The 25,831-nt window shown below is 47.1% G+C and carries 22 protein-coding genes; 10 read left to right on the top strand and 12 right to left on the bottom strand.

Features of this window, described 5'->3' with window-relative positions; translation table 11 throughout:
- Positions 1-5: 5 nt before the first annotated feature.
- Positions 6-1,238: a DUF362 domain-containing protein gene (locus tag QHH26_09210; GenBank protein MDH7482133.1), complete on the bottom strand. Its 1,233-nt coding sequence runs from the start codon at positions 1,236-1,238 to the stop codon at positions 6-8.
- 65 nt (positions 1,239-1,303) lie between these two features.
- On the opposite strand from QHH26_09210, the gene QHH26_09205 reads away from it, so the two are divergent.
- Together QHH26_09205 and QHH26_09200 are read left to right on the top strand one after the other, a co-directional pair.
- Entirely contained in the window at positions 1,304-2,590 is a 1,287-nt protein-coding gene (locus QHH26_09205) for a 6-phospho-beta-glucosidase (GenBank protein MDH7482132.1), read from the top strand.
- Between the two features lie 33 nt (positions 2,591-2,623).
- Positions 2,624-3,616: a BadF/BadG/BcrA/BcrD ATPase family protein gene (locus QHH26_09200; protein MDH7482131.1), complete on the top strand. Its 993-nt coding sequence runs from the start codon at positions 2,624-2,626 to the stop codon at positions 3,614-3,616.
- A gap of 61 nt (positions 3,617-3,677) precedes the next feature.
- On the opposite strand, the gene QHH26_09195 is transcribed toward QHH26_09200, so the two are convergent.
- The gene (locus tag QHH26_09195) at positions 3,678-4,907 is read right to left on the bottom strand and encodes a 2,3-bisphosphoglycerate-independent phosphoglycerate mutase (GenBank protein MDH7482130.1); all 1,230 of its coding nucleotides are present in this window, start codon (positions 4,905-4,907) and stop codon (positions 3,678-3,680) included.
- 570 nt (positions 4,908-5,477) lie between these two features.
- Here QHH26_09195 and QHH26_09190 point away from each other — a divergent pair.
- The 6 genes from QHH26_09190 to QHH26_09165 all read left to right on the top strand — a co-directional run bounded on the left by QHH26_09190 (position 5,478) and on the right by QHH26_09165 (position 11,795).
- Positions 5,478-6,536 (top strand): multiheme c-type cytochrome, encoded by a 1,059-nt coding sequence (locus tag QHH26_09190; protein ID MDH7482129.1) that lies wholly within the window; start codon positions 5,478-5,480, stop codon positions 6,534-6,536.
- Between the two features lie 63 nt (positions 6,537-6,599).
- Positions 6,600-7,760 carry a M48 family metalloprotease gene (locus QHH26_09185; protein ID MDH7482128.1) on the top strand — a complete coding sequence of 387 codons (1,161 nt, stop codon included), beginning with the start codon at positions 6,600-6,602 and terminating at the stop codon, positions 7,758-7,760.
- Positions 7,761-7,869: 109 nt separating this feature from the next.
- Positions 7,870-8,556 (top strand): hypothetical protein, encoded by a 687-nt coding sequence (locus tag QHH26_09180; GenBank protein MDH7482127.1) that lies wholly within the window; start codon positions 7,870-7,872, stop codon positions 8,554-8,556.
- Positions 8,557-8,723: 167 nt separating this feature from the next.
- Entirely contained in the window at positions 8,724-10,040 is a 1,317-nt protein-coding gene (locus tag QHH26_09175) for an extracellular solute-binding protein (protein ID MDH7482126.1), read from the top strand.
- Complete coding sequence (locus QHH26_09170; protein ID MDH7482125.1) at positions 10,040-10,930, top strand: sugar ABC transporter permease; 891 nt, start codon at positions 10,040-10,042, stop codon at positions 10,928-10,930. The genes QHH26_09175 and QHH26_09170 overlap by 1 nt, the downstream gene beginning before the upstream one ends.
- Before the next feature lies 1 nt (position 10,931).
- On the top strand, positions 10,932-11,795 hold the full coding sequence (locus QHH26_09165) for a carbohydrate ABC transporter permease (protein ID MDH7482124.1): 864 nt from the start codon (positions 10,932-10,934) through the stop codon (positions 11,793-11,795).
- A 508-nt stretch (positions 11,796-12,303) separates the two neighbouring features.
- Here QHH26_09165 and QHH26_09160 read toward each other — a convergent pair.
- The 4 genes from QHH26_09160 to QHH26_09145 all read right to left on the bottom strand — a co-directional run bounded on the left by QHH26_09160 (position 12,304) and on the right by QHH26_09145 (position 17,258).
- Positions 12,304-13,365: a uroporphyrinogen decarboxylase family protein gene (locus QHH26_09160; protein MDH7482123.1), complete on the bottom strand. Its 1,062-nt coding sequence runs from the start codon at positions 13,363-13,365 to the stop codon at positions 12,304-12,306.
- An 83-nt stretch (positions 13,366-13,448) separates the two neighbouring features.
- Entirely contained in the window at positions 13,449-14,765 is a 1,317-nt protein-coding gene (locus QHH26_09155) for an aspartate aminotransferase family protein (GenBank protein ID MDH7482122.1), read from the bottom strand.
- Positions 14,766-14,789: 24 nt separating this feature from the next.
- A complete protein-coding gene (locus QHH26_09150; protein MDH7482121.1) occupies positions 14,790-15,860 on the bottom strand; it encodes a Gfo/Idh/MocA family oxidoreductase in 1,071 nt (356 codons plus the stop codon).
- 168 nt (positions 15,861-16,028) lie between these two features.
- Positions 16,029-17,258: an ArgE/DapE family deacylase gene (locus QHH26_09145; protein ID MDH7482120.1), complete on the bottom strand. Its 1,230-nt coding sequence runs from the start codon at positions 17,256-17,258 to the stop codon at positions 16,029-16,031.
- Positions 17,259-17,450: 192 nt separating this feature from the next.
- On the opposite strand from QHH26_09145, the gene lepB reads away from it, so the two are divergent.
- Both lepB and QHH26_09135 read left to right on the top strand, forming a co-directional pair.
- Entirely contained in the window at positions 17,451-18,077 is a 627-nt protein-coding gene (gene lepB / locus QHH26_09140) for a signal peptidase I (GenBank protein MDH7482119.1), read from the top strand.
- 89 nt (positions 18,078-18,166) lie between these two features.
- Complete coding sequence (locus tag QHH26_09135) at positions 18,167-19,219, top strand: glycoside hydrolase family 130 protein (GenBank protein MDH7482118.1); 1,053 nt, start codon at positions 18,167-18,169, stop codon at positions 19,217-19,219.
- Between the two features lie 40 nt (positions 19,220-19,259).
- On the opposite strand, the gene QHH26_09130 is transcribed toward QHH26_09135, so the two are convergent.
- From QHH26_09130 to QHH26_09105, 6 genes are all read right to left on the bottom strand, one after another.
- Complete coding sequence (locus QHH26_09130) at positions 19,260-20,480, bottom strand: hypothetical protein (protein MDH7482117.1); 1,221 nt, start codon at positions 20,478-20,480, stop codon at positions 19,260-19,262.
- Positions 20,477-21,526, bottom strand: coding sequence for a cytochrome c peroxidase (locus QHH26_09125; GenBank protein ID MDH7482116.1), 1,050 nt, complete (start codon positions 21,524-21,526; stop codon positions 20,477-20,479). The genes QHH26_09130 and QHH26_09125 overlap by 4 nt, the downstream gene beginning before the upstream one ends.
- Positions 21,527-21,754: 228 nt before the next feature.
- Positions 21,755-22,843, bottom strand: coding sequence for a DUF2961 domain-containing protein (locus tag QHH26_09120; GenBank protein MDH7482115.1), 1,089 nt, complete (start codon positions 22,841-22,843; stop codon positions 21,755-21,757).
- A gap of 129 nt (positions 22,844-22,972) precedes the next feature.
- Positions 22,973-23,602: an N-acetylmuramoyl-L-alanine amidase gene (locus tag QHH26_09115; protein MDH7482114.1), complete on the bottom strand. Its 630-nt coding sequence runs from the start codon at positions 23,600-23,602 to the stop codon at positions 22,973-22,975.
- 106 nt (positions 23,603-23,708) lie between these two features.
- Positions 23,709-24,752, bottom strand: coding sequence for a hypothetical protein (locus QHH26_09110; GenBank protein MDH7482113.1), 1,044 nt, complete (start codon positions 24,750-24,752; stop codon positions 23,709-23,711).
- Positions 24,749-25,744: a hypothetical protein gene (locus QHH26_09105; protein ID MDH7482112.1), complete on the bottom strand. Its 996-nt coding sequence runs from the start codon at positions 25,742-25,744 to the stop codon at positions 24,749-24,751. The genes QHH26_09110 and QHH26_09105 overlap by 4 nt, the downstream gene beginning before the upstream one ends.
- Positions 25,745-25,831: the final 87 nt, after the last annotated feature.

Below are 25,831 nucleotides of genomic sequence, written 5' to 3'. Positions count from 1 at the left end.
GAGTTTCATTTTTTAAGAATACGGCGAATTGCCCGACGGATGGCAAGCGCAGTTTCCAGCGAAACTCGGAGCCGGCTATCCCGCAAAGCAATCGCTTCTGCTGGGCAAACTTCCTGACAGCAGTAACATCGAATGCAGGTAGAATAGTCCACTGCCAGCTTCTTATCATTGCCATGTATTGCCCCAACGGGACATATCGCAACACATTCCCGGCAACCAGTACACTTGCTTCGAATAAACACCGGCCGCTTAACGAGATGGTTTCGCGCAATGTGGTAAACTGACCTTGGGAGGCGGCTGATGATGTCACCGCGCCCAGGCATTAGAAATCCAGGAATCCGTACTTCCTCAGGCTGGACACCAAGTATTTCGATTTCGGTGCGGTTTGCAGTTCCCACACCCTGCTCGGTGGCCAACCTGAGCATTGGAACCTCCATCGGATCAATGTTCGCTGTAATGCAAGCAACCGCGTCAACGGCCACTGGATCCTCGCCAGCAATGATAAATCCAAAGATTCGCCGCCGCCCTGCGGCCGGCCCCTGGCCATCCATTCCAACAATGCCATCCATAATATTAAGGGCTGGTCGTACTTCCCAAAGCGTATCCACCAAAATCTGAGCGAATACTTCAGGATCTGCTCCAGCTTGGAGATGAAATTCAACCTTACGGCGGCCGGGGATGCAGCCAAAGAGGTTTTTTACCGCACCGGTTAACCGAGTAAGCTCATGGGTTTTGAACTTAGGGACATTAATAAGGACATCTGTTTCTGCGAGGGCATCCGCTATGAGTATTCGCCGGAAGACTTTTGCGTTTGTAATTCGGCGCTCTGTGCCGCTTTTGTTGAACCAAGCAATGCCAGCTTCCGTCCGCCGAATCACATCCATCATGCCCGTAACTTTAAGTAAGTTTTCAAACCCCTCCTGGGTATTAGCACCTACCGACGGGCTATCGCCAACTGTGCATATGCCCCCTGCGGCCGTGGCAAGACTGATAATGGCTTCTACCACTGCGGGATGGGTGCATACTCCAGACTCCGGTGGCCGAGCTGACAAGAGATTAGGCTTAAGCAAAACTTTCTGCCCTTGCCGCACGAATTTCTCCATCCCACCAAGGAGGCTAACCGCTTCCTTTACCGCCCTCAAGACATTTGAAGGTGTATAATCTTCACACTTAACGATTGATACTCTTGCTGACATAGTCGCTACCCTTATTATCTTCTTTTCGTCAACGTTTGACAAACAACCTGCTCCAGCCTTAAGATTGTCATGTAATGCAAACGTTTGCAAGCAGGCGGTGAAAAACAATGGAAGGTCTAAAGGTCTGCGTAATCGGCGCCGGGAGCACATACACGCCAGAACTCATCGAAGGATTCATAAAACGTAAAAAAGAAATGCCAATAGCTCACATCTCCCTTATGGATATTGACGAGCACAAGCTAGAAATCGTTGGCAATCTTGCGATTCGCATGGCCGAAAGGAGCAGTCTTGGCGCTGAAATTGAGTTGACGACGGACCGAAAGAAAGCAATCGAAGGCGCGGCTTTCATTCTGACGCAAATTCGTGTGGGCGGCATTCCGGCAAGGATTAAGGACGAACATATCCCTCTAGAGTTTGGAATTTTGGGTCAAGAAACCACGGGGCCGGGAGGGTTTGCCAAAGCCCTGCGAACAATCCCTGTTATGCTTGATATTGCCCGCGATATCGAAAAACTAGCGCCTGGTGCTTGGCTAATCAATTTCACTAACCCCAGCGGGATTATAACAGAAGCCCTACTTAAGCACTCGAAAGTGAACGTAATTGGCCTATGCAACGTGCCAATAGGGATGATTAAAAGTTTTGCCGCAAAGTTCGAATGCCAACCAGAAGACCTTCATTTAACTTATATAGGCTTAAACCACCTAAGCTGGGTTACTCGAGTGACTATTCGCGGACGGGACGTCACTAAAGAAGCAGTCGAAAAGGCGGCGGCAGGACGTGCACCAGAAGATCAGGAATGGATGCGGCAGTATTGCATGATTCCAAATGGATATCTTCACTACTACTATGCGCGAGACAAAGTTGTTGAGGAACAAAGGAAAGCTGGCAAAACACGCGGAGAAATCGTCGCCGAGGTTGAAAGCAACTTATTAAAAACATACCAGAACCCTAAGCTAAGTAGAAAGCCAAAACTCCTTGAAAAACGAGGTGGCGCCCACTATTCAACTGCTGCAGTATCACTTGCTAGCGCAATCTACAACAACAAGAAGGAACTACATATTGTCAACGTAAGAAACCAGGGAACGATTCAATGCCTGCCATATGACTGTGCAATTGAGGCAAATTGCGTCGTGGACGGCACAGGAGCCCATCCGCTAAGCATAGGAGAAGTTCCTCTTGAGATTCGAGGTCTACTTCAAGCTGTAAAATGCTACGAAGAGCTGACTGTAATAGCAGGGGTTGAGGGGTCGTACACCGCGGCGCTCCAAGCATTGGTCGCACATCCGCTCGTACCATCTTTCGCAGTAGCAAGAGAGCTTCTAGAACGGATTCTAGAAGCGAATAAAGAATATTTGCCGCAATTTAAGGCGATGCGCAAGCGCGCAAAACCATGAGAAAGTTTTCGTTTTGAACTCTAGGAGGGCTTCATGCAATATGTAATAGGTGTTGACGGCGGCGCAACGAAAACGTTTGCGCTTGTCGCCCAAACAGATGGAACAATAGTTGGGTTTGGCAAGTCGGGATGTGGAAGCTATGAGATGGCAGGTATAGAAGCCGCAAAATCAAACATACTTAACGCCATCGAACAGGCGCTTTCCCAAAAGAACACGCCAAGGAATGCAGTGGAACTAGGTTGTTTTGCCCTTGCCGGAGCAGACTTCTATCCCGAGGACTTCGATTTACTTGAGAAGGCAATGCGAGAATTAGGAGTGGCAAAGCAGGTAATAATCCGCAATGACTCAATCGCTGGTTTGCGCGCAGGTACATTCCGCCCTTACGGCGTTTGCATCATCATGGGTACAGGGTTTAATGGTGCAGGGATTGGCAAAGATGGCACGGAGGTTCGCTTCTTCGGTGAAGGATACATTTTTGGCGACCTTGGCGGAGGGGGAGCAATCGCCAGAGATGCGCTTTTTCATGCTATGAGGGCTTATGATGGGCGTGGGAAACCGACTGTCTTAATGCAAAAGGCACTCGAACATTGGGGCGCAAAGGATATGGAGGAGCTCGCCCGAATTCTCTACTACAATAAGGAGTCTCTTAAGAAGATATCCCCATTCTGTCCGAAGGTCTTCGAAGCGGCATTTGATGGCGATGAAGTAGCACAAGGTATTATTCGCAAGTTTGGCGAAGAAGCTGGCATCTCTGCGAATGCCTTAATCCGTAGGCTAGGCTTTGAAAACGAGGAGTTCGAATGTGTTATGGCTGGCAGTGTTTTCAAAGGCAAGGGAACGCTCATGATGGACACAGTACGAAGCATAGTTCTGCCAGTTGCACCTAAGGCACGAGTCATTACTCCGAGATATGAACCTGTTGTTGGTGCCCTAATGCTTGCACTTGAAGCAGTTGGTGTCCAAATCGAAGGCGATGCACAACTCAGATTGGATAATTCGGTTCCCAACGAACTGAAGCGCGAATAGCAAAGTGGCAGAACAGCGGAAAAACAAGCCGATGTTCTGCCACTTTTAACCACTAATTCACCTAGGCTCCGAATTTCTCCTGAACGTTCATTAGATTAGTCAGAATATTCATAACGTCACAGCCGCGAATGCGCCCTATACCGCCGCCAACAACCGAACGCTCGTCGAATGCCTTGACTGAATCCACTCGAACGCCAGGACCCCAAAAGCAAATTGGCGTAGGATCACCAGAATGGTCGCCGGTCGCAACTGGTGTCGAGTGGTCGGCGGTTAGAATTATATAAGTTTGCTCATCCACACTTTCCATAAGCATTCCGACCATTTCATCTATTTTCTCAATAAACTCTTTTTTCACCATCGGCTGATCATCATGGCCTGCAACGTCGGGGCCCTTGACATTACAAAGAACAAAATTATGGTCCTCAAGTGCCTTTAAGATTGTTTTGCCAATCGACATAACATCGCTGTCCAAACCGCCAGTTGCACCTGGAGCTTCAAGGATGTCTAAACCAACGTAGACGGCTATTCCTGCAATCAATCCAGTTTCGACTACGGCAGCACCTTTTAGATGATATTTCTCCCAGAAGCTTTCCAACTTTGGCGCAAGTCCAGCTCCCCTAGGAAGAATGATGTTCGCTGGAGCTTTCCCTTCCGCGATTCGCTGTTTATTCACAGGGTGGTCTTTTAGAATTTCGTGTGACCTGAGAACGAACTCATTAACAATTCTCGCAGTCTTTGCGCTTGCCTGGTCGTTCGGGTCAACTGCTTGCACTTTGTGTACCTTTGCACCAACTTCGTGAGGATCGGCATCGGTAACGCCAGCCCCAAGCCCTGGTCCCCTAAGAACCAAAGCACCGCGGTGAGCGACTGACTCTTTAAAAAAACAAGTGACATCCTCTATCTGCATACCGTTGACCGCAGCCGCAAGCTGGTCTGTGCCGGTTTCAATTCGTCCAGCACGTCTGTCAACTACAACCATATTCTCGTCAACTGTGGAGAAGTTACATCTAAAGGCGATGTCACCGCCTTTCACATCCATGCCAATTCCAGCTGCCTCAAATGGTCCACGACCGGTATAGGACGAATAAGGGTCATATCCAAGTATCGCCAAATGCGAGGTATCGCTACCAGCCCTAATACCAGGTGCAATTGGATCCATTAGCCCGCATTCACCCTGAAGTGCCAGGGTATTCATGTTTACGTTATTTGCTGCTTCAAGAGGTGTTCTAGCGCCCAACTGGGGGACAGGGCGGTCACCCATCCCGTCGCACACTAGGAGAATTGCTTTCAAACCTTCCATTGCTGCCTCCTCGTTCTTTCTCAGTCTTTTCTTACCCGGAAATCCGAAACATGTTACTAGATTTCGAGGTAAGTTGGCAAGGGCTTTTGACGGAGATTGTCACAATTGCCGGTAGTTTACAACCTTGCCTTTTGAAGAACAAAATGCTATACTAAACATTAGCTATTCCCCTCTCGAAAGCAGGACGTTGCGATGTGTGATAAATCCGCCAAAACCATTTTAGGCTTGCTATTTCTCATAGCAGTTTTTTCAGCCACAGGCTTGTTATCGCCTTGTATTTTTGCGCAGAAAAGCAAAGTAAAGCCACACCAATTAACAATACTTTTCACGGGCGACGACCATGGTCAAGTAAAAAGCTGTGGGTGACCACCTCGTGGAGACCTCGGCGGGGTCTCGCATCGTGCCGCATTTTTAAAATCACTTCGAGAACAAGGCCTGGATTTTCTGCTCCTTGATGTTGGTGACGTAATTGCTGGCGTTGGAAGGCACGCAGAAATTAAACAAACATTATACCGCCAAGCACTACCTTACATGGGCTATGATGCAGTCGGAATGGGCGATATGGAAGCTAGATTCGTTAAGGAATCTGGCATCTCTAAAATGTTCGGCGATAACGTCCCGTTAATCACAGCAAACGTTACAGAACTTTCAAACGGCAATCTTCTTGGAGATAAACCTTTCATTGTTAAAACAACGCGTGAAGGCCTGCGGGTTGGGATTACATCGCTACTTGGCGATTCACTTATTCATCCAACCCTCCAAGAAAGGACCGGCATACGTATTCTTCCAATTATTGAAACTGCCCACAAGGTAGTTGAAGATTTACGGAAACAATGCGACCTTGTTGTAATCCTAAGTCACAGCGGCTATGATGGAGCAAAGATGCTTGCCTCTAAAGTCCCCGGCATCGACGTAATCCTTTGCGGCCATAATATAGGCAAGGAAATGGAAACTTTTGAACGCGTTGGAAATACAATATTAATGATTAGCCGATTCAATGGGAAATACATTGGCAAATTAGTTTTAGATATTGACGAGGGCGGAAGTATTAAAAACGCAACCGGCGAATACATTGCTTTAGGCAAGGAGTGCGGCGAGGACGCGGAAATGGAAAAACTTGTCGCAAAACATGATGCTGATCTTAGAGAATACCTCACGCGTGCAAGCCAGACTACTGCGCCAATGGGAAATACAACACCAAAGGTTTATTATGAACATAGAGACCCCCAACCATACGTTTCAGCGCTTAAGTGCAGAGAATGTCATTTGAAACAGTACGAGGCATGGGTAGAAACACCACACGCTAGAGCTTTAGAGACATTGCGGAAAGAACATAAGGAAAATGACCCAGCTTGTACAAGCTGTCACACTACTGGGTTTCAGGTCAACCAAACAAGCTCCTCAATATCATCAAATCGCTTCTGGGGTGTTCAGTGCGAAGCATGCCATGGGCCCGGAGTCATCCATGTGCGGCGGCCTGGCAAACCATTCGGAGCCGTTTTACAATCGCGTTGTACAGAATGTCATGATGCCAACCGCCAGCCAAAGCTCGGCCTCAAAGCGGCACGCGAGGAGATGGCTCGTATATGTAAGGAAGCAGGCAAGTTTCCTGCCAAATGAAACTACAATGATGTAAAAAACGTCATTATATGTGGAAGACTCTGAGCCAAAAGAGGCGTCAAAATGAAATTCCAAAGATTTCAAGCTTTAAAGTTTTTTATCTTGGCGTTAGTTATCGCCGCTGGCGGCTTCCACACCACGCCAACATTTGCTATTGATATCGAAGAAGAAATCAAGATTGGCAAGGAAGCAGCAGCGCAGGTCGAAAAGGAATCAAAGTTTATTACCGACGAAACCTTGGTAAAGCGCGTTCAAGATATCGGCATGGCAATAGCCAAAGTAGCTTGCCAGTTCCAAATAAAGCCAAGCTATGGAAGTAGCGCTCCGGCAAACTTCCAATACTCCTTCAAGATAATAGATGACAAAGATGTAAACGCATTCGCGCTGCCAGGCGGCTTCGTATATATAAACAAAGGACTGCTGGATTATGTCCAGTCAGATGATGAGCTTGCTGCTGTCATTGCCCACGAGATTGCCCATGTTGCGCATCACCATGCTTTGCAATTGAATAAAGCCCAGCAAAAGGCAATGCTAGGAATGATGGCTGCCATTCTAGCAGGCAAGGCAGCAGGGATGGACATCAGCGATACAGTAATGATTGCTAACCTTATTAACACTGCAAAAATGAGCGGCTATGGTCAAAAAGCAGAGCTTGATGCAGACCGCACTGCTGTTGCCTACCTAACAGCCACAAAGTTCAATCCTACTGGCATGCTTACGTTCATGGAACGGCTTGCTCGCGACGAAGGAAGAAAGCCATCAATAAATTGGGGCATATTTGCCACCCACCCACCTGCATATCTGCGTGCACGAGAGATTACTTCCGAGCTTGAGGCTCGCGGAATTAAGATTAATCGTCGTCTCGTTACAAGCTACTTAAGAGTTCAAGTCAAACCAACCGAAGTAAACGGCATTCAAGCAGCCGATGTGAGTATTGGTGATGTTCTTGTAATCCGAACCGCCGACTCTGGTGGCAAGAAGGCAATCACTAGAGCTGAGGAGATAGCGGCAAAGATTGAGACTGCTCTTCTAGCTGGCGCTGGATTGCATGACATCAAACTCGAAGGCGGAGGGCAGTACGTGACTATCAAAGGCAAAGTGATAATTCACCCTTCGGCAGAGGATGCTGAGCTTTCAGGCAAGTCAATTGCGGATGTTACCTCAGATGCCCATAAGGCTCTAAAGAAAGCCCTTTGGATGGAACTGTACAATCAAGCATATTGAGAACCCATAAAAAGGTAAACCGTCGCAAAGAGTAGAATACCCTTATTGTGGTAACGTTAATTTTTTAAAAAATCACCTAGACTTCACTGCCTTTAGAAAAGGCAAGAGAATGTTACGAAAAATATTAATAATTTCAATAGTTTTTATAATTCTGCAAGCATGCACGGTCTCGGCGGAGAAAATACAAGCCACCGATTCCGAAGAACCGCTCGTAACGGTTCAATTCCGAGACACGCCTATAAAATCAGCAATAGAAGTGCTTTTCAGAGGGACAAACCGAGGATACGTTCTTGAAAGCGGAACCAATGGACTAGTTACCTGCTCAATCAAGGACACTCCCTTCGACCAAGCGCTAAACGCCGTCCTCCGCTCCGCAGGCTGCACCCATCGCATCGAAAATGGGGTTTATATTATTTGTCCGAAGAAACAAGAAACTCAAATATATGCTCAACAGGAACCGTGGGTTAAAGAGCAGGAACAATCCAAGCCTAAAACTCGGGTTGTGAAAATTCCCATACAATTTGTTGATTGCTTGGATATCGCCAACATCCTCGGAGTGGAAACGATGCGTCCACGGAATTGGTTTGGCGGAGGTTATCCAAGCAGACACGGCTACTTTGGGGGCGGTTTCACCGGCATTTACATGGGCGGTCCTGGCATTTACGGGGGCTACCCCAGCAGCTATGTTCCGTTCGGCATCGGCTATGGAAACTATATTGAAACGCCAACAGGATATCGTGAACCTAGCGAACAAAACCCGTTTAGCAACCAGGAAATTGATGACGTTGAAGATTAATTGAACTGTGGTACTTAAGCCAAACACAAATGCCTCGTGCAGGATTTTCCACCTACCTCGACGAAATGCTACTATGGTTGGCAAAGCTCAACACTTGAAATACTAAAATTACAAGTTATGCTTAATTTTGTTAATAATTGGGACTTTTATCGAAAGGACAGGCTCACATGAGGAGAACGCTTTACATCCTAGCATTTGTGGTTTTAATTTCCCTTGTGATTGGGGGCTGCGGCAAAAAACAAGCCAAAGAGGAAGGCAAGATTGTAATCGAAGTTGCTTCATTTCAAGGTGGCTTTGGGCTCGACTTTTTTGAGTATGCCGCTCGCGAATACGAAAAACTTCATCCAAATGTAAAAATTAAGGTGTGGGGTAACCCGAGAATTTGGGAACAACTTCGGCCAAGGTTTGTAAAGGGCAACCCACCCGACCTAACATGGCCCGGCTGGGGAATGGACGTATGGGGTCTCGTGGCAGAAGGCAAAGTCCTGGAAATGGACAAGTATTTGGAAACGAAGGCATACGGCCAGAACGTCAAGTGGAAGGACACATTTTACCCTGACTTACTTGAAAAAGGAAAGTACAACGGGCATTATTATATCATTCCCTATAACTTAAATATCACCGGTTGGTGGTATAACGTCAACATGTTTAAGAAACATGGTTGGACTCCGCCCAAGACATACGATGAACTACTTGTTCTCTGCGAAAAGATAAAGAAAGCAGGAATTGCGCCTCTTACTTATCAAGGCAAATATCAAGCCTACACACTTAGAGGCTTCCTTATTCCGTGGGCAATTAGCATCGGCGGACTTCAAGCTTACAAAGACGCACAAAACCTAAAGCCTGGAGCGTGGAACAGCCCAGCATTCCTCAAAGCCGCCGAAATGATAGCGGAGCTTCGCGACAGAGGTTACTTCCAAAAAGGCGCAATGGGAATGAGCCACACAGAAGCGCAAATGGAATTCATCCTCGGTCGAGCCGCTATGATTCCTTGCGGCACATGGTTAGGTTCGGAAATGAAGAACCAAATCCCCCCTGGTTTCAAAATGGACTTCATCAACCCGCCGGTTGTAAAGGGAGGCAAAGGGGATCCCTCTATTGTCTCTGCGGGACCAGAAAGCTGGATAATTCCGAAGGAAGGCAAGCATCACGACATTGCAGCTGACTTCTTCAAATTTATGAGCTCAATAGATATGGCAAAGAAGTTCATCGTTCAAAAGAACACGCTAATGTCCATCAAAGGGGCCGCTGAGCAGGTTAAATTGCCTCCTGATCTTGTGTCGGCTGCAAAATGCATGCGCGAGGCTAAGGCAACGTGGGACATGGACTTTGAGCAATGGTACCCATCAATGAAGGCGGCCACCGAGAGCGCGATGGGTGCACTCCTTAGCGGCGAAATGACGCCAAAACAATGCGTGGATGCCATGGAAGCAGCAGCCGAAAAGGTACGGAAAGACAAATCGATACCAAAACATAAAATTTGATGCGCAAGCGAGACCAACAACTAACGATTATAGCTTTTCTGGCGCCAGCTGTAATCCTATATGCCATTTTCTTTCTCTTTCCCATGGCGCAGGCATTCTATATTGCGCTTTTCCGCTGGCGAGGGCTCTCGACAAACAAAGAGTTCGTTGGGCTGCAGAATTTCCGCACCCTCCTTCTGGAAGATCCAATTTTCTGGAAGGCGCTCAGCCACAACCTAGTATTTTTGGGCATATCGCTCCCCGTAGTTTTAATTGTGGGGCTATTCGTCTCCTATGCCCTGAGCCGCAAGGTATGGGGCGCAAGTATGTACCGAGCCGTGTACCTCTTTCCAAACATGATCTCGGTCGTTGCAGTAGCCGTCCTGTGGTCGTTCGTCTATAATATGCAGTTTGGACTCCTCAACAGCTTCCTAAAAGCAATCGGCCTCGAAAGATATGCAACCGGATGGTTAGGCGAACCCTCAACTGCACTGCCTGCGGTAGTCGTAGTAAGCATTTGGTACAGTCTTGGCTTTTATATCGTGCTCTTCCTGGCTGGAATGCAAAGCATACCTACGTCTTTTTATGAGGCAGCTGCAATAGACGGTGCAACCCACTGGCAGTCATTTCGCCACGTCACAATACCACTGCTCTGGGAAATCTTAAAGCTAGGGGTTATTTACCTTGTCATACATACACTAAATATCTTTGGATTAGTCTACGTTATCACATGTGGTCAGTGTGGCCCGAATTACCACACCGAAACGATGTTGACTTATCTTTATCGGTTAGCATTTACTGAAAGTAATTATGGATATGCTACAGCTTTGGGTGTTGTAGCTTTCTTGTTGATACTCGGTTTCGCACTCATATCACTTCGCCTAATGAAGCGAGAGGCAGTGGAGTTTTAGAATGGGAATTAAGCGTGGTGGGAGTCAGAATAAGCTAAAAAAGATTCTGATTCTGATACCTGTTGAGGTGATTCTTATTGCATATGCCATTATCGTTGTCTACCCAATGATTTGGCTTATCTCTGTTTCGCTGAAGACTTCTTATGAAATTTTTACAAATCCTTGGCTACCAACTCTAAAACCCCAGTGGCAAAACTTTATTGATGCTTGGCAAAGAGCCGAGATTGGGCGGTGTTTCTTTAATAGCGTAATCGTCACCTCAATTTCTATGTTTTTTATCCTGCTTATTGGTTCGATAGCGGCCTATGCCCTTGCCCGCTTTGTCTTTCGAGGGCGAGAGATAGTACATACTGCCTTTATTAGCGGAATGATGTTTCCTGTGTTTCTCGGCATTGTTCCGCTCTACCTCCTACTTAGCCGGTTAAATATGCTCGACAATTATTTTGGATTAATAACCGCTTATGTTGCTTTCTCGTTATCCTTCACCATATTCGTCCTTACTGGTTTCTTTAAAACGCTGCCTTACGAACTTGCAGAAGCCGGCCTAATAGACGGATGCTCGCATTTTTCGGTCTTCTGGCGGATTATGCTTCCCCTTGCCAAACCAGGGCTGATTACGGCTGGAATCTTTAATTTCTTTGGCATTTGGAATGAATATCCGCTAGCACTTGTCATTATAAGCAGCAACGAACTCCGAACTCTGCCTCTTGGAATTGCCAATCTCCTGATGGTTGAACACTATGAGACAAATTGGGGGGTGCTCTTTGCGGGTTTAGTAATCGTAATGATCCCCACACTCATTGTATATCTCTTCTTCCAGCGTCAAATTACCGAAGGCCTCACCGCGGGTGCGTTGAAGGGATAATTGTTTCCTCAAAATAAATAGACAAGCCAAATTCCGAAAAACCTCATAAATTACAGTCTCCCGCCCAAACCAGCCAAAAAAAAGCCCACTGAACTTCCAGTGGGCTTTCTCATGAGGGATGGCTACATGCCGGCAAGAGAACCGGCAATGCATTGGGATGAAGGAGGTATGATTATAGCGCTGCAATCACCTGCCGTTAGTAATCGTCTTCACTATTTAAGACGAAAGAAATAGAAAGGAAGTTCCCAAAAATGAAAACGTTTTCATTTTTTCATAAAAAAATTAATGTGCCCGTCTTGTAGTTGTGGGACGGGCACATGCACAGCAGCTGCCTCTACTGCTGTGAGGTTTGGAAGGAGTAGAGTACATAAAAACATGATGCAAGAACTGTGCCAATCCGACAAAGAAGCTGTATGCCAATAGCTAATGGCTTACAAAGGATTCGCGCGGTCTTAATGAATTAACCGTTTTTAGGCGCTAAAACAAAAAACGAGGTTTAAAATTATTACTAGTAAAGTGCTGCCTCAGGCGACCTACGCTCAGCACTTTTGACAAGGCTAATACCTGTCTTGATGACTTTTTCATCCTCTGATGTAAATCGCCCACTCCAGCTTATAATGCCAATTCCCCTTTTGCTGGCTTCCGAATAAATATACTGCAGGTCTTGAACCTCTGGATTGCCAAAGTTCACGCCACAAAGACCTGGGGTGGAAATCACATGCGGGAATATCTGATAGCCCTTTCCACAGTAATGAATCCAGCCACCGTTAAACTCTGCAAGACAGCGCTCGTTGTAAGGCCGGCAGAACTCCAGGTATGCGGACGACGAAATGTTCGTCGGAGCATCCTCACATATTCGTATGCCGCCTCTTACTTTCATTTGCGAGTGGTAACTCCAGTCATTGCACTCGCCAATTATTTCTTTTTGAGCCTTTGTAAAAGCAATATAAGTTTCGGTAACGACATCAAGCAAGCGGTGAACCAAATCTGGGTTATCATATATCTCGGTATAAATTCGGTGCCCCATGATGAGATGTGCGGTATCAAACGGCCCTTGTGTATCGCAGATAAACACATGCACCGCTTTGCTCAAGTTTGGGTATTGAGAAAGAGTGTCCAGATAGAACTGCTCAGTCTCAAAAACCCTTGTTCCGAGACCTGATGAAAGGTCAGGAACACCCCTATCAAGCGCTTTCATTAATTCCGTCTCAGAAAGAGGCTCGCACCAAGGCATATTGTTCATCGTAAGGGATATTTTGCAACCGAATAATGAAGCAACTGTTCCGACACCATAGTTCGCACGAATGGTATACATTCTATCATCCCTGAGGTTTGCACCTTGCCATACACCAGCGAGCTCATTTATGAGCATCTTCTCCATATCATAAAACGCCTCGGAATATGGATATGTCTCCCAGCCCGGGACATAATCTGGATTCAGTATCGGCAGCCTGTCAACCGCCTTGTATGAGAATGTATCCTCAAGCAACCGCTCTGACTGCCTGATATGATTAATATCTATCAGCGAGTCCAACTTTTCCAGTCGTTTTTGCAAATTGGGTACAGGCATGGGCACCTCTCAAATTTTGAATGGGCGAATTAGGGATTGAAGTGGATAAGAATTCCTTATTCGCCCATTCCAAAACTAGCATTTTAAATGCTGCTTATAGCCGCTTCTAAAATATCCAACCCTTTCATCATCAAGTCTTCAGGTATGACAAGCGGTGGAGCGATGCGAATGACGTTGCCATAGAAACCAATCGGGGCTATTAGGATTAACCCCCGCTTGAATGCTTCCTGGGTGATTCGGCGAGTCATCTCGGCATCTGGAGCTTTGCTCACTTTGTCCTTTACTACCTCAACGCCGACAGCTAAACCCATTCCTCGGACGTCGCCTACCATTTCATATTTTTCCTTCATTTCATTTAGGCGATTGAGCATCTTTTGTCCAAGATCTGCCGCTCTCTCCGCAAGTCCTTCTTCTTCTATAATCTGAATCGCCGTCAAAGCAGCCCTCGAACATAAAGGATTTCCGCCGTTGGTGCTCGACATGCTTCCTGGTTCCAAAACATCGAGTATCCGAGATTCACCGACCAGCGCCGAAATTGGCACTCCGCTTCCAATGCCCTTGCCTAGACATAAGAGGTTAGGCTCAATACCCCAATGCTCATAGGCAAACATCTTCCCTGTGCGTCCAAACGATGATTGAACCTCATCTAATATGAAGAGAATATCACGTTCTTCGCACCACTTCTTTAGCCTCTGCATGTAGTCACCCGGCGGGATAATCGAGCCCGCACCGCCTTGATAGGATTCTGTAATTAACGCTGCCACAGAACCTGTGCTCTCAGTTTCCAGCAAGTGGTCGAGATAGCGCAGGCACGTATAATTGCACTTTGGATATGTTTGCTCGAAGACACATCGGTAGCAATAACAGAACGGCGCATGCAGAATGCCGGGAACCATTGGTCCAAAGTGCCGCTTTACGCCCTGCTTTCCTCCAACGCTCATCGCCATGTATGTTCGCCCATGGAATGCGCCATGGAACGCGATGATCTCATATTTGCCTGTGTATCTTCTTGCGACCTTGATTGCGGCTTCCGTAGCCTCTGCGCCAGTTGATAGGATGAACGCTTTATCTAAATTCGGAGATGTAATCTCCACTAACTTTGCAGCCAACTGAGCCCGCCAAGGGTTCACAAAATCATACGAGTTCATCAATTCGGCAGCTTGCTCTTGGATTGCCTGGACATGATTCGGATGGCAATGGCCCACATTAGTGACAAGCACGCCGGATGTAAAATCAATGAACAGGTTGCCATCCACATCCTCTACAACGGCGCCTTTAGCACTTCGCCACACAGCAGGCACTTGATCCGACATCGAATGTGGCTCGTACTTTCTTGACATTTCAATAAATTTTGAGGCTTTTGGGCCTGGTAGTTCTGTCTTAATGCATGGTACTTCCATTGATAACTCTCCTCGTACTTACCTTTACAACTTGACGACCTCGCCGGTCTCCAAGCTTTTTGCAATTCCCGCACATATGCGGGTTACTTCGCGACCATCTTCACCTGAAGGATACTTCCCAGCTAGTTGTTCAAGGGCGCCACCATTTTTCAAAAACTGCACGTTATAAACAAAATCGGCGATACTCTCAACTCCATAGCCTCGATATATTATTCGCCCCTGCTTGTCTATTTCCTCACGCATGAAGTTGTTGTTCCAGGTGCGCATACCTTCGTCTTCGAAGCATGACCTGTCGCCGCGGTCCTGGCTGTCAACCTCCCACACACCTTTCGTGCCAACTATTCTCATGCCTTGATTCACAATTGCCTCAAATTTTCGAGGAAGTATCCAAGACACATCAAACGAAACAGCTGCGCCATTCTTGAATGCCACAAGTGCACTCACCGAATCATACATATCTATGCCAAACTCGCCAAGGAGCTTTTTCTTGCTACCTTTTGCCCAAACAGATTCACCATCAGACTTTATAATCCACCTCATCAGGTCTATAAAGTGACTGCCTAGAAACCAAAGCGGTGAACCATGTGGCGCCCAATGTGGGAACCAATCAACTGGCACCTCAATTCGGTCTTCCATATAGCAATGGCCATATAGGATGTCCCCCAGCTTCCCCGCACGAACACCCGCCTCGACCGCCATATGGTCGGGATCATATCGCTTATGAAAATCCACCTGCAGAATTACGTTGTTCTTCCTTGCCGCTTCAATCATTTCGTTACAGCCCTCAACTGTGACGTCGAGCGGCTTTTCACATAGAACGTGCTTGCCGCAATTCGCGGCGTACACGGTAATTTCGCGATGAAGGAAGTCGGGAGTCACCACAGTAATTGCGTCAAGGTCCTCCTTCTCTAGCATCTCTTTATAATCGAGATAGCCTTTGACTCCATAGATTGGCTCGTTACGGTCAATCTCCTCCTGCTTGATAGTGGAAAAACCCTTCAGCTCAGCGACGCCATCCATTTCCAGCTGTTTAAAGATTTTTAAATGGACCTCGCCAAACTTTCCTGCCCCCACTACTGCAATCTTTACTGCCATGCTAACCTCCAAAAGAACAAAAAGTTTCTGAACCCCATTCTACCGCAGAGGCTCTTGAAATTTCCGAACCACTAGCGTATCCGTTCTTACTTGCAAAACCCAAGTTCTACTCCGATGCTCAAGATACCAAAGCGTATGTATACCAAACTATAAGGCAATCGTATTTCTCTAAGTTCCGCACCATCGAATAAGAAAATCTGCCAGAATTTTCGCACCAAGCGCTATGTCATCTATTGAGATTTGTTCGTCGAGCGCATGAGCGTAAGGAAATTTTCCTGGGCCGAATACAACCGTGGGCATACCACCTCTATGCCAGAAAAGGCGCGCATCGCACGATGCCGTCATTCCTGTAATATCGGACTTTGCGCCCAATGAAATTGCTGATTGGTAAAGCTCCTGCGCCAGCGGGTGGTCTGGTGGCATGCGGTAAGCCTCGTTATGAAGGCGCGTGAACTCAAGGGTATAGTGGTTGCGAGTCCAATCATCAACGCCTGCTTCGAGCGCAGCTTTGACCTCCGCCTTGATATCTGCTAATCGTTTATTAGGCAGGAAACCGACACCGCCTTCTATCACACAATTGCCTGCCACCATAGAAGGCCACTCGCCACCCTGGATTGTGCCGATATTTACTTTGACATTTGCCGCTGTATCGGGAAACAAAGGATCGCCCCCGGATTCAGCCACAAGCTTTTGTTCGTATTTTTGGAGCACGCGAATCGCATCCATCATTTTCTCAATCGCATTTACGCCGTCGCGCCAACGTCCCATATGAGTGGATCTGCCTTCGATTGCAAGCTTGAACCATACTGCTCCGCGTCCAGCTGGCCTTACGCCGAAGTCGGTTGATTCCATTACGACCACGCCATCAGCCCTCATGCCGTCAAGAATTACCGAAAGTGCGCCATTGCCACCTGCCTCTTCCTCGATTACAAACTGGACCATCACATCGCCGCTAAGCCTTACACCGGCATCTCTTAGAGCTACTAGTGCCTGAATGATTGTAGCTACGTGGCCCTTTGCGTCAACAGCGCCGCGTCCATAAATAACGCCATTCTCAATTCGTGGTTTAAAAAGCTCGTCCGGCCCAGGGACCACGTCCACATGAGTGTTTAAGATAATACTTTTCCCCTTGCCTTTGCCGGGAAGTGTGAAAACGAGATTTGCGCGGCCTTCGTAACCCTTGTGATTTGGCACGAGCGTATAATCGGGGTCCATCTCAATGCCTGGATGTATTGGGACAAGGCGGGGCTCGAAACCAAGTTCGCAAATATAATCAGCAAGGAACCTCTGAACCTCGCCCTCATTGCCAACTGTACTTCGGAAGGAAATGAGATTGGCAAGAAGGTTTGTTGCATTATTCGACCATTGGTCAATTAAAGAGGATATTTTCGCATCCATAAGGCTAGTTCTTCCTCAAAACGATGGCGCTTAGTGGGTCACCACCTTGAAAACTATACCAGCGCTGCTCATCGGTGTCAATGTTTAGAAAATTGTAATTTTTTTATGGAATGATGAAACCGTAAGACTTCCTTAATCGTCTAAGGTTCATGAAGATACATAACGCGAACCCCCAGGCGCAGAGGTGAAATCATGGCCTGTGAGTACAAACCAGACGTCTTGCGGTCATCAAGCTATCGCCTGGCATATGAAAACAACAGAACGGGAAACATCCGGCTAATCACAGTAGTTGCCATGCTCGGATTGGTAGCAATTGGATGGCGCATGTCGCCTTACCGGTTTGGTATTGTTGTTGGCGACTCGATGACGCCGTCACTCAAGCCTAACCATCCATTTCTTATGGAAATACGTTCCTATAAGCATTACCCGCCTGCAAAAGGCGACGTAGTTGTCTTCGAATGGAACGGGGAAATGTGCATCAAGCGCGTAGTTGGTAGCCCAGGCGAAACATTATGGCTCCTTGAATACCCCAAGGATAAAAGTCCGTTGCATACCAGGTATGTGATTCCAGCTTCGGAGCTGTACCAGCTTCAAGAACTTTATGGCAAGCTTCCAAATGTGGCAAAATTCAAGAAAGTGCGTGTACCGCAGGGATGCGTCTATGTTGTCGGAGATGCTCAGGGGCTTTCACTTGACAGCCGATACTTCGGTCCTGTTGAGACGGAAAAGATTATTGGCAAAGTGCTCCTGCCAACGACAAGAAAGATTCCTTCGCTAATTGGGCGCGAACAATTAATGGCAGAAAATTCACGCACGTAACATTCTCGCGAATACCCTCTGTATGAATCCTTCAAATCATGGTATAATCCCATTCGTTCACTATTCCTAAGGGCTATGTTGCAACTGCAATGAATATTGTGCGTTATACAGAAAACCCATTAATCACACCTGAAGACGTGCCTCCATCGAGGTCTGATTTCGAAGTTGTATGCGTATTCAACGCGGGCGTGGCGGAGTATAAAGATGAGATAATACTTTTGCTGAGAGTCGCCGAGCGTGCAGTTGGAGACGAAAATACCGTCCGCGTGCCAATTTTGAAATGCAAGGACGAAAACACATGCATCGAGATTCTCGAGTTTAACCGCAACGATTCGAAATATGACTTCTCGGACCCCCGGGTCATACGCAGCTCAGAGCAAGTGTTTTTAACAACTATATCGCACCTTCGCATCGCAAGAAGCAAAGATGGCAAGCGCTTTACTGTGGATGCCAAGCCTGCAATTTTTCCAGATCGGCCTTCAGAAGTTTACGGTGTAGAAGACCCAAGAATTACAGAAATTGATGGTTTATACTACATTGCCTATAAAAGTGTCTCTCCAACAGGGATATGCACAAGCTTGGCGGTAACTCAAGACTTCGAACATTTCGAAAAGAAAGGCATAATATTCTGCCCTGAGAATTTAGACGTCTGTATCTTTCCAGAAAAAATTGGCGGCAAGTATGTTGCGCTTCACAGACCTGTGCCGCGATATATCGGCACACCAAATATTTGGCTTGCGCACTCACACGATCTTCTCCATTGGGGAGACCATCGCTTCCTTCTTGGCGTGCAGCGCGGCAGCTGGGACAGCGGACGCGTCGGCGGTGGAGCCATACCCATTCGAACAGAGCACGGTTGGCTAGAAATATATCATGCGGCAACCGAAAACCATTATTATTGCCTTGGAGCACTCCTCCTAGATCTTGACAAGCCGTATAAGATTCTTGCAAAAAGCGTCGAGCCCATCATGCGTCCGGAGGCGCCCTATGAAACACAAGGCTTCATGCCAAACGTGGTTTTCACATGTGGAGCACTAGCAAGGGGCGACACCTTAAGCATTTACTATGGCGCCGCCGATACCGTTGTTGCCGGTGCTGATGTGAGCATTAGCGATATACTCAATAGCCTTCAGCCGGTTTAAATGACTCAAGGCTAGGTTTAACAAGTATTTGCTTCTATTCTCAAAACGCCCAATCCAAACGAGCAGCAGCAAAGTTTTCAGTTACATCCAAACCGGCACCTCCTCCATTATCTACTTTTCGGTGGGAGTATTCAAGCTGGAGCATCAAATCATGCTCAATATGCTGCCTCATACCGATAGTTATGCGGCTTATGTCATGGTTATCCGACGATGGAGTGTTTACCCAATCATAACGGAGAAAATGCGCAGAACCCATCTGATAGTGATTTAGTTGGAGGAAACCGCCTGAGAATTTGTAGTCTCCAGTTCCCACCAAGTTAAAGGCGGAACCGTCTCGCCCTTGAAGATATTGAAATAATACATTCCACTGCCCTTTGTTTAGGTTCGCATCGAAGCCCACGCGACTAAAACTTTCTCTTTTATCTGTCAAGTTAGCATTATCCGTAGGCCTTGCTTTTCCAAAATAGGCAATCGCCCCAAACCGTTGGCCTGAACTCTGACCCATGCCAGGACCCAAAATGTACGCACCCCTGATGTACACATCTGCAGGCGATTGGTCATTTAGATTGGTACGTGAGCCGTTGACCCAACCAAAGGCATACTGCCACGGCTTCTTACCATAGCCTACTATCTCAATTCCATCTGTTGTACTTGCCAATGAAAACCGATTGGCCGAGCCCAAGCCACCATCAAACTCATATATCTCATATGGAGAAATAGTAATTGACCGAAGCACAGAAAATGGCAAAACTGCCGTTTCAAAACGACCGACTCTGACATTTAGCCACGTAGAACGCAGATAACTGAAGACCACGTTTGCCTGTTCTACTTCTGCATCCTGGGCTTCCACACCGTTAGTGGGCTCAATCCGCGGCAAATACGCAACGAAAAAACCTTTCCTAAAGCCGAGAACACCGCCTCCCAAAACATCGAGTCCGTTTATTTGAAACTGATTGACTTCGTCTCCAGCCCCGTTTGGTGAGAATGAATCTATTGTATAGCCAGCCATCGTCCTAAAAGCAATTGGTGGTCCTCCCAACTCCCATAAAGTTTTCTCCAAGTTCTCCTGCCCTGGTATGTTATAACCATTCCATCGAAACTTTTGTCCAAAATCGTTTAGTGCGGGCCATGAAACATGGCACATCTCGCAATTGAAACCATATTTGCGGGCGAAAGCAGGGATGCCAAAAGAGGGAGTCATAGCAATTAATATGAGGAACGCCAAAATTGTTGTTATTGTCCAACATCGCCGACTGCTCATTTAGTAGCCCCTTTCCACATTTCCCTAAGTTGCTGTGCAGTAATATTTGGATTTGGTAGCGCAGGCTGTTCCATTACGGGGTAAGGCCCAGTAAGCGCTTTCATAAACTCAATCAAATCTTCCTTCTCTTGCACTGTTAGACCGAGCGGCACCATTGCCGGGTCGAGATTTGGATTCGGTATTCCGCCCTTATTGTAAAGCTCAATCACAGCCTCCAGGGTCGGTTCCGAACCGTCGTGCATATAGGGAGGTGTGAGTGCAACAGCCCTAAGCTTCGGCGTAAGGAACGCACCCATATCCTTTGGATCGTTTGTGACGCCGTATCTACCTACATCCTTAAACTTTCCGTTTACATAACCGACCCCAAGGTTGTGGAAACGTGAATCACTGAAAGCTGGGCCGCTGTGACAAACATTGCAATGTCCCTTGCCATTAAACAGCTCCATACCTCGGATTGCAGACTTGCTCATTGCCGATTTGTCACCGGCGAGGTACTTGTCATATGGCGACTCACCTGTGACAATCGTGCGCTCAAACGAAGCAATGGCTTTTGCTAACAAGTCAATTGTTGGTTTGGCACCAAACACTTCCTCAAATTGAGTTACATAACCTGGTATGTGGTTCAGCCGGAACTCAATCTCTTCTTTGGTAAGATCCATTTCGATTGGATTTTGAACAGGCCCGACGGCCTGTTTTTCCAGATGCAATGCTCGCCCATCCCAAAATTGAGGGATAACATACGCTGTGTTTATAATTGAGGGTGAATTTCGCATCCCCTTCTGATGTGCCACTCCCTCAGAAACAGGAGTAGTATCCGCCCAAGCCTTGTCCGGACGGTGGCAGCTCGCACAGCTAATTGTCCCATCCGACGAGAGCCTTGCGTCGAAATATAATTGAGCCCCAAGCCTAATCTTTGCATCCGTCTGCGGATTGTCTGGAGGAATTGGCACTGCCGGTAAAAAACCATTTGCATAGATTTGTCCTATCTCGCACACCGCTGGCATACTAATTACTGCCAAAATCACAAGCAATACACCAATCCGCATGTTTTCTGGCCCCTTCCCATGAGAACGCATTACAGCACTAAGTGCAAGCAAATATACAAAACCCAAAATACCCAATACATTCAACTTTCAAACACGGAAAAAGCTGTAAAGCGGTATTTATGCTGCAAATGGGGAGGGAGAGGCCTTGCATATGTAATTATTGCGTCTACGCGGACACTTTCGCAAGGCCCCAGCACTTTTAGCTAGAAATTCACCTACTCAATTCAACTATCGCTTGCCTTCATACACAGGCTCATTGGGCCTCGGAAGGCGGTCTTCTACCGGCGGAAGCTCAGGCCCGCCACGCTTGGGTTTAGTTAGATAGTAGTACGCAGTGCTCGAATAGTCATTGCTTAACTTGTTTGCATGTCCATGCTCAATCGTCACCAAAATGCTCTTCCTAAATCGGATGGGGTCTTCTATGTAATAACGATAAACTGTGTTCTTCCCTTTCCAGCGCCAATTCTCATTTCCACTATAGAGGATAATCCCATGATATGGCGCATTATACTCCTGGGTTGGGCAATATGCGCAGTTAAACCAATCTTCCGTGCCTGTTCCATGAAGCGATGGCGGCCATTTTTCGCCATCGATGAAGACCATATCGTCTCCCTCGCCATACCAATCGTTGGGATTTCTTTGAAAGCAGTCAATATCGAGATGGGCGCCGCAGTAGATGCCATCGCCTTCGACGTCGCAAATGACATAGTTACCCTCAGCACTCGGATGCTTCATTCGAGGAGTCTCCGCATAATCCTCGCGCCTCAAACCCTCCTCGAACGCCCAACCATGTGTATCAGCCTCCCGCCGCCACTGAACATGAAAATATGCAAGACCTTCGACCGCTTCCTCCGATGGGTATTTTTCGTAGTCAATGTAAAAATAATGACTGTATGTTTCTGGCGATTGATTCTCAACCTCAATTATTCCCTTTTTCTTAAACGGCATTGGCCACCAAGAATTGAATCCCTTTCCATTCTGGGGACTCATTTGAAGTGGGAGGGTAACAAAGTTCTTGCGCATCCCATGTCCCATACCAAAAAAGTCACCAATTGGGCACTCAACGCTCGGCTCTGGGCAGTCATCCCAATACATGCGCAGCACTATCCGGCGAACGTAATCTTCTTGTTTGATGCCCAATGTCATCCATATGTGCTTAATGCACGCTGGTCCCTCGATTTCGGCTAGAATTCTCTTCTCCCCAGCGTCAATGCGCCACATGTCGGCATTTCCACCAGTTGTATCCCAACTTGATATGCGGTGGCTTGTATAATCACGCAGCCTTGGCAAGGAAGCTAGACTTGTCAGACCAATCATTGGCTAACCCTCCTAAAATCTCACAAATTCTTGCCAATAGGGTATTTCAGAGAAAGCAAAGCCAATTCCTGCAATAAAAAGTGGGCGGAGGCCGAGGCCTCCGCCCACCAAAAGCCCTAGAGATTTAGATTAATGGGTGTGCGGGGTTACGCCATAGTGGCTCTGCGTTCCATGCAGGTAAGCAATGCCTGCATAATCCTGATATGTCGAGCTTATGAGTTTGTTGCGGTCGGCGGTGTTGGTTATGAACGCAACCTCGCCCAGAATTGCAGGCATCGTTGTCCCGGTCAGCACTGTGAACGAAGCTGTCTTTACACCCCTATTTACCGTTCCCATATGGGAAACGAGTTCAGGGTTAACCTTGTTACGCAGGTCATAGGAATAGGTGCTGCAACCAGGGCAGCAGTAGGTCTCCGTGCCGTTAGCCGAGCTGTCGCTGAAAGCATTGCAGTGGGTGCTTTCGAACCTATTTGCTCCCCATGTGTTGGCTATCGAGCACCTGCTTGAGAGGGAAACGTAGACATCGCTTGTCCTTGTCATTTTTGTTGAAGCCGCATCATTAATGAAGCGGACATTCATCCTGTTACCAATTGCAAGGTTGATGTCTTCCTCTTCATAACCGCCACTTACTGCGCCTGGGTCCGAGCCACCATGACCCGGGTCAATGCAGATTTTCTTGCCCGTAAGGTGGGCGCTGACGCCGGAAGCAAGACAAATCACCAGCGACAGCATGCAAATTACAGTTAGCATCTTTCTCATTTACAAATTCCTCCTTTCCAGTTTTCCGTAAAATAGGTGCAGTGTGCCCTACATACGTTCTTTTAACTCATAGACCACCTCCTTTGCGTACATAGCTCCAAACCCCTTAGGGTTGGATTGGAGCAATATATACAACGCCGTCAACTACATAGGCGATGTACTTTCCATCTGGCGACCAGCTTGGCCACGATTCAATCCCGGGCGTGTTAGTGAGCTGATATCGCTCAAGTCCATCAACGCTTGAAACCCACAGGTCGGATGAAAGAATGGAATGGCCATCGTCAGATGTAACTTCATAAATTAAGTATCTTCCATCCGGCGACCATGAGGGATTACTTCCCGGACCTAGGTCAACTGGCAATCCGCCCTTCTTATCAACAACGTATATCTTGCCACCAAAACCTTCAACCGCGTACTTATCCCCATCGGGCGACTCCACCGGCGTGTTGAAGCCTGCTTCATCCTCACCCTCGAGTAACTTCTTGCGATTGCCGTTTTCATCAATAGCCCAAAGCTGGTTGTCAGAATCAACATACACTCCCACTGGAGGCTTTACTTCCGCCTGCTCCACGCTTAAAAGGGACCCATAAGCAGCGAAAGTAGCCCCTGTTACATCCATAAGCATGAATGTGCCAAAGATGTTTACGATTTTCGATAACAACCCCCGACCTTGCGTAAGGCTGTACGTGCTCTTAACATTTCCATCCTTATCAACCGTAACAAGTTCGTCACCTGAGCGATATGTTAAGCCATCCTTGCCCCACTTCGGCGGTAGTAAATCGTTTTCCCAAGGAGAAACCTGCTGAACTTTCCCATCCATGCCAGCTACCATAGCAGCCATTGCTACATCGTCATCACCCTGCCGCATTCTATACGCAAGCGCCTGGCCATCAGGCGACCAGGAGAATTTCCATCCCGAAAGCGATGCATCGGAGATTACCTTTAGATTGCCCATCAAATCAGTATAGTAAAGCCCTTGAAACCTGTCTCCGGCCAAAGCAAGACCTTCGCCGGTTGGCGACCAAACAGGGCTGACAAACTGACCTTGCAGGGGAAGTGCAACTCCAGTACCAAGCTGAAAAGCGCTAGCAGGTAATACAACCAAGCAAATCGCCAGACCAAGCATTAAAACTGCATGCATTGCTCTCATTCTTTTTCCTCCAAGTTTATGGGAAGCTCAGGATCAAATTTGGAAACCAATACATATTTGATGTTGAGGTCATGCCGCTCGTCGGCGGAACCTTCGTTATTTAGGGCAGATGTGGAATTGTTCTTATCCGACTCGTTACCTTCAGATTTAATATCGGCGATAAGTGTTATAGTAGCTTGCGCGCGCATTACTTTGCCTTCCTCATACGCAAAATGGGTCACATGCTCCCCTTTTTCAGTGCCAACAAGAAATCTCTTTGGCGCCTCTTTTGTAGAAGAACTTTTGGCTTCAGAATTTTCACTCTTCTTCATCTCAAACTTGAATGGCACTTCAAATGTGCTCTCAATTTTTGCGCAATCTACCCCATCAACCCGTTCAAAACCAACCAACTTTGAGACCGTCTTCACTGTTACCGACTGGTCAAGCGCCTCAATAGGGTATTCCTGTTCCCAAGTATCCCCGACGTGAAGTTCTTTTTGTGGTAAACCAAGAAACTTCAGCTGGCTTAGGATATTTTCTATAGTTCTATCCTTTGGCAAGCCGCTGGTTTTCAGCTCTTCGATGCCCTTAATTTTTCGAACTTGCCCATATTTATCTACTTCTAGGTCGAGTGGCGGGAAGGTCATCAAAGTTTCGCCAAAGTTAGGAATTGAAAGGGTTGCACTGAGAACATCCAATTCAAGCTTCCAAACATCTTCTTTTGGAAGGTAAGCCGTTGCATGTTGTATAACAGTCAGCCAAGTGTGCGTTTCAAACTCCGTCTCATTCGTCCCCTTCGGCAACGCAAAAACACCCGAGGCGTCTATCGTCATGTTGTATCTGCGCATCTCGCCTACCTTGAATTTGTACTCAAGGTTGACGCTAGCCGGTGGATTCTCCACCTTTTCTATCTTTTCATTTTTTGCACCAGTGTCTTCGGCTCTGATTGGAAGCAATGCAGCCGAAAGGAGGCAAAGTAACAATGTGCAAAAAATTGCGATAGCTCTTTTCACCTTTTATATCCCTCCTCTCAGCTTAAGTTATACGTGTAACTTATAAACTTATATTTTTAACACGTCCATGTGTTTTGGGTTCGCATC

This window comes from Armatimonadota bacterium (genome assembly GCA_029907255.1).
In the GTDB taxonomy this organism is placed as follows: Bacteria; Armatimonadota; UBA5829; order DTJY01; family DTJY01; genus JAIMAU01.
This window is presented reverse-complemented; position numbering and strand designations above follow the sequence as displayed.

What these genes read in the sequence shown, in the direction of transcription:
- QHH26_09165 (MDH7482124.1), top strand. Translation starts at nt 10,932, where the DNA reads ATGGGAATTAAGCGTGGTGGGAGTCAGAATAAGCTAAAAAAGATTCTG.
- QHH26_09110 (MDH7482113.1), bottom strand. Translation starts at nt 24,752, where the DNA reads ATGAGAGCAATGCATGCAGTTTTAATGCTTGGTCTGGCGATTTGCTTG.
- QHH26_09180 (MDH7482127.1), top strand. Translation starts at nt 7,870, where the DNA reads ATGTTACGAAAAATATTAATAATTTCAATAGTTTTTATAATTCTGCAA.
- QHH26_09175 (MDH7482126.1), top strand. Translation starts at nt 8,724, where the DNA reads ATGAGGAGAACGCTTTACATCCTAGCATTTGTGGTTTTAATTTCCCTT.
- QHH26_09205 (MDH7482132.1), top strand. Translation starts at nt 1,304, where the DNA reads ATGGAAGGTCTAAAGGTCTGCGTAATCGGCGCCGGGAGCACATACACG.
- QHH26_09200 (MDH7482131.1), top strand. Translation starts at nt 2,624, where the DNA reads ATGCAATATGTAATAGGTGTTGACGGCGGCGCAACGAAAACGTTTGCG.
- QHH26_09150 (MDH7482121.1), bottom strand. Translation starts at nt 15,860, where the DNA reads ATGGCAGTAAAGATTGCAGTAGTGGGGGCAGGAAAGTTTGGCGAGGTC.
- QHH26_09145 (MDH7482120.1), bottom strand. Translation starts at nt 17,258, where the DNA reads ATGGATGCGAAAATATCCTCTTTAATTGACCAATGGTCGAATAATGCA.
- QHH26_09135 (MDH7482118.1), top strand. Translation starts at nt 18,167, where the DNA reads ATGAATATTGTGCGTTATACAGAAAACCCATTAATCACACCTGAAGAC.
- QHH26_09155 (MDH7482122.1), bottom strand. Translation starts at nt 14,765, where the DNA reads ATGGAAGTACCATGCATTAAGACAGAACTACCAGGCCCAAAAGCCTCA.
- QHH26_09115 (MDH7482114.1), bottom strand. Translation starts at nt 23,602, where the DNA reads ATGAGAAAGATGCTAACTGTAATTTGCATGCTGTCGCTGGTGATTTGT.
- QHH26_09120 (MDH7482115.1), bottom strand. Translation starts at nt 22,843, where the DNA reads ATGATTGGTCTGACAAGTCTAGCTTCCTTGCCAAGGCTGCGTGATTAT.
- QHH26_09190 (MDH7482129.1), top strand. Translation starts at nt 5,478, where the DNA reads ATGGAAGCTAGATTCGTTAAGGAATCTGGCATCTCTAAAATGTTCGGC.
- QHH26_09125 (MDH7482116.1), bottom strand. Translation starts at nt 21,526, where the DNA reads ATGCGGATTGGTGTATTGCTTGTGATTTTGGCAGTAATTAGTATGCCA.
- QHH26_09130 (MDH7482117.1), bottom strand. Translation starts at nt 20,480, where the DNA reads ATGAGCAGTCGGCGATGTTGGACAATAACAACAATTTTGGCGTTCCTC.
- lepB (MDH7482119.1), top strand. Translation starts at nt 17,451, where the DNA reads ATGGCCTGTGAGTACAAACCAGACGTCTTGCGGTCATCAAGCTATCGC.
- QHH26_09170 (MDH7482125.1), top strand. Translation starts at nt 10,040, where the DNA reads ATGCGCAAGCGAGACCAACAACTAACGATTATAGCTTTTCTGGCGCCA.
- QHH26_09185 (MDH7482128.1), top strand. Translation starts at nt 6,600, where the DNA reads ATGAAATTCCAAAGATTTCAAGCTTTAAAGTTTTTTATCTTGGCGTTA.
- QHH26_09160 (MDH7482123.1), bottom strand. Translation starts at nt 13,365, where the DNA reads ATGCCTGTACCCAATTTGCAAAAACGACTGGAAAAGTTGGACTCGCTG.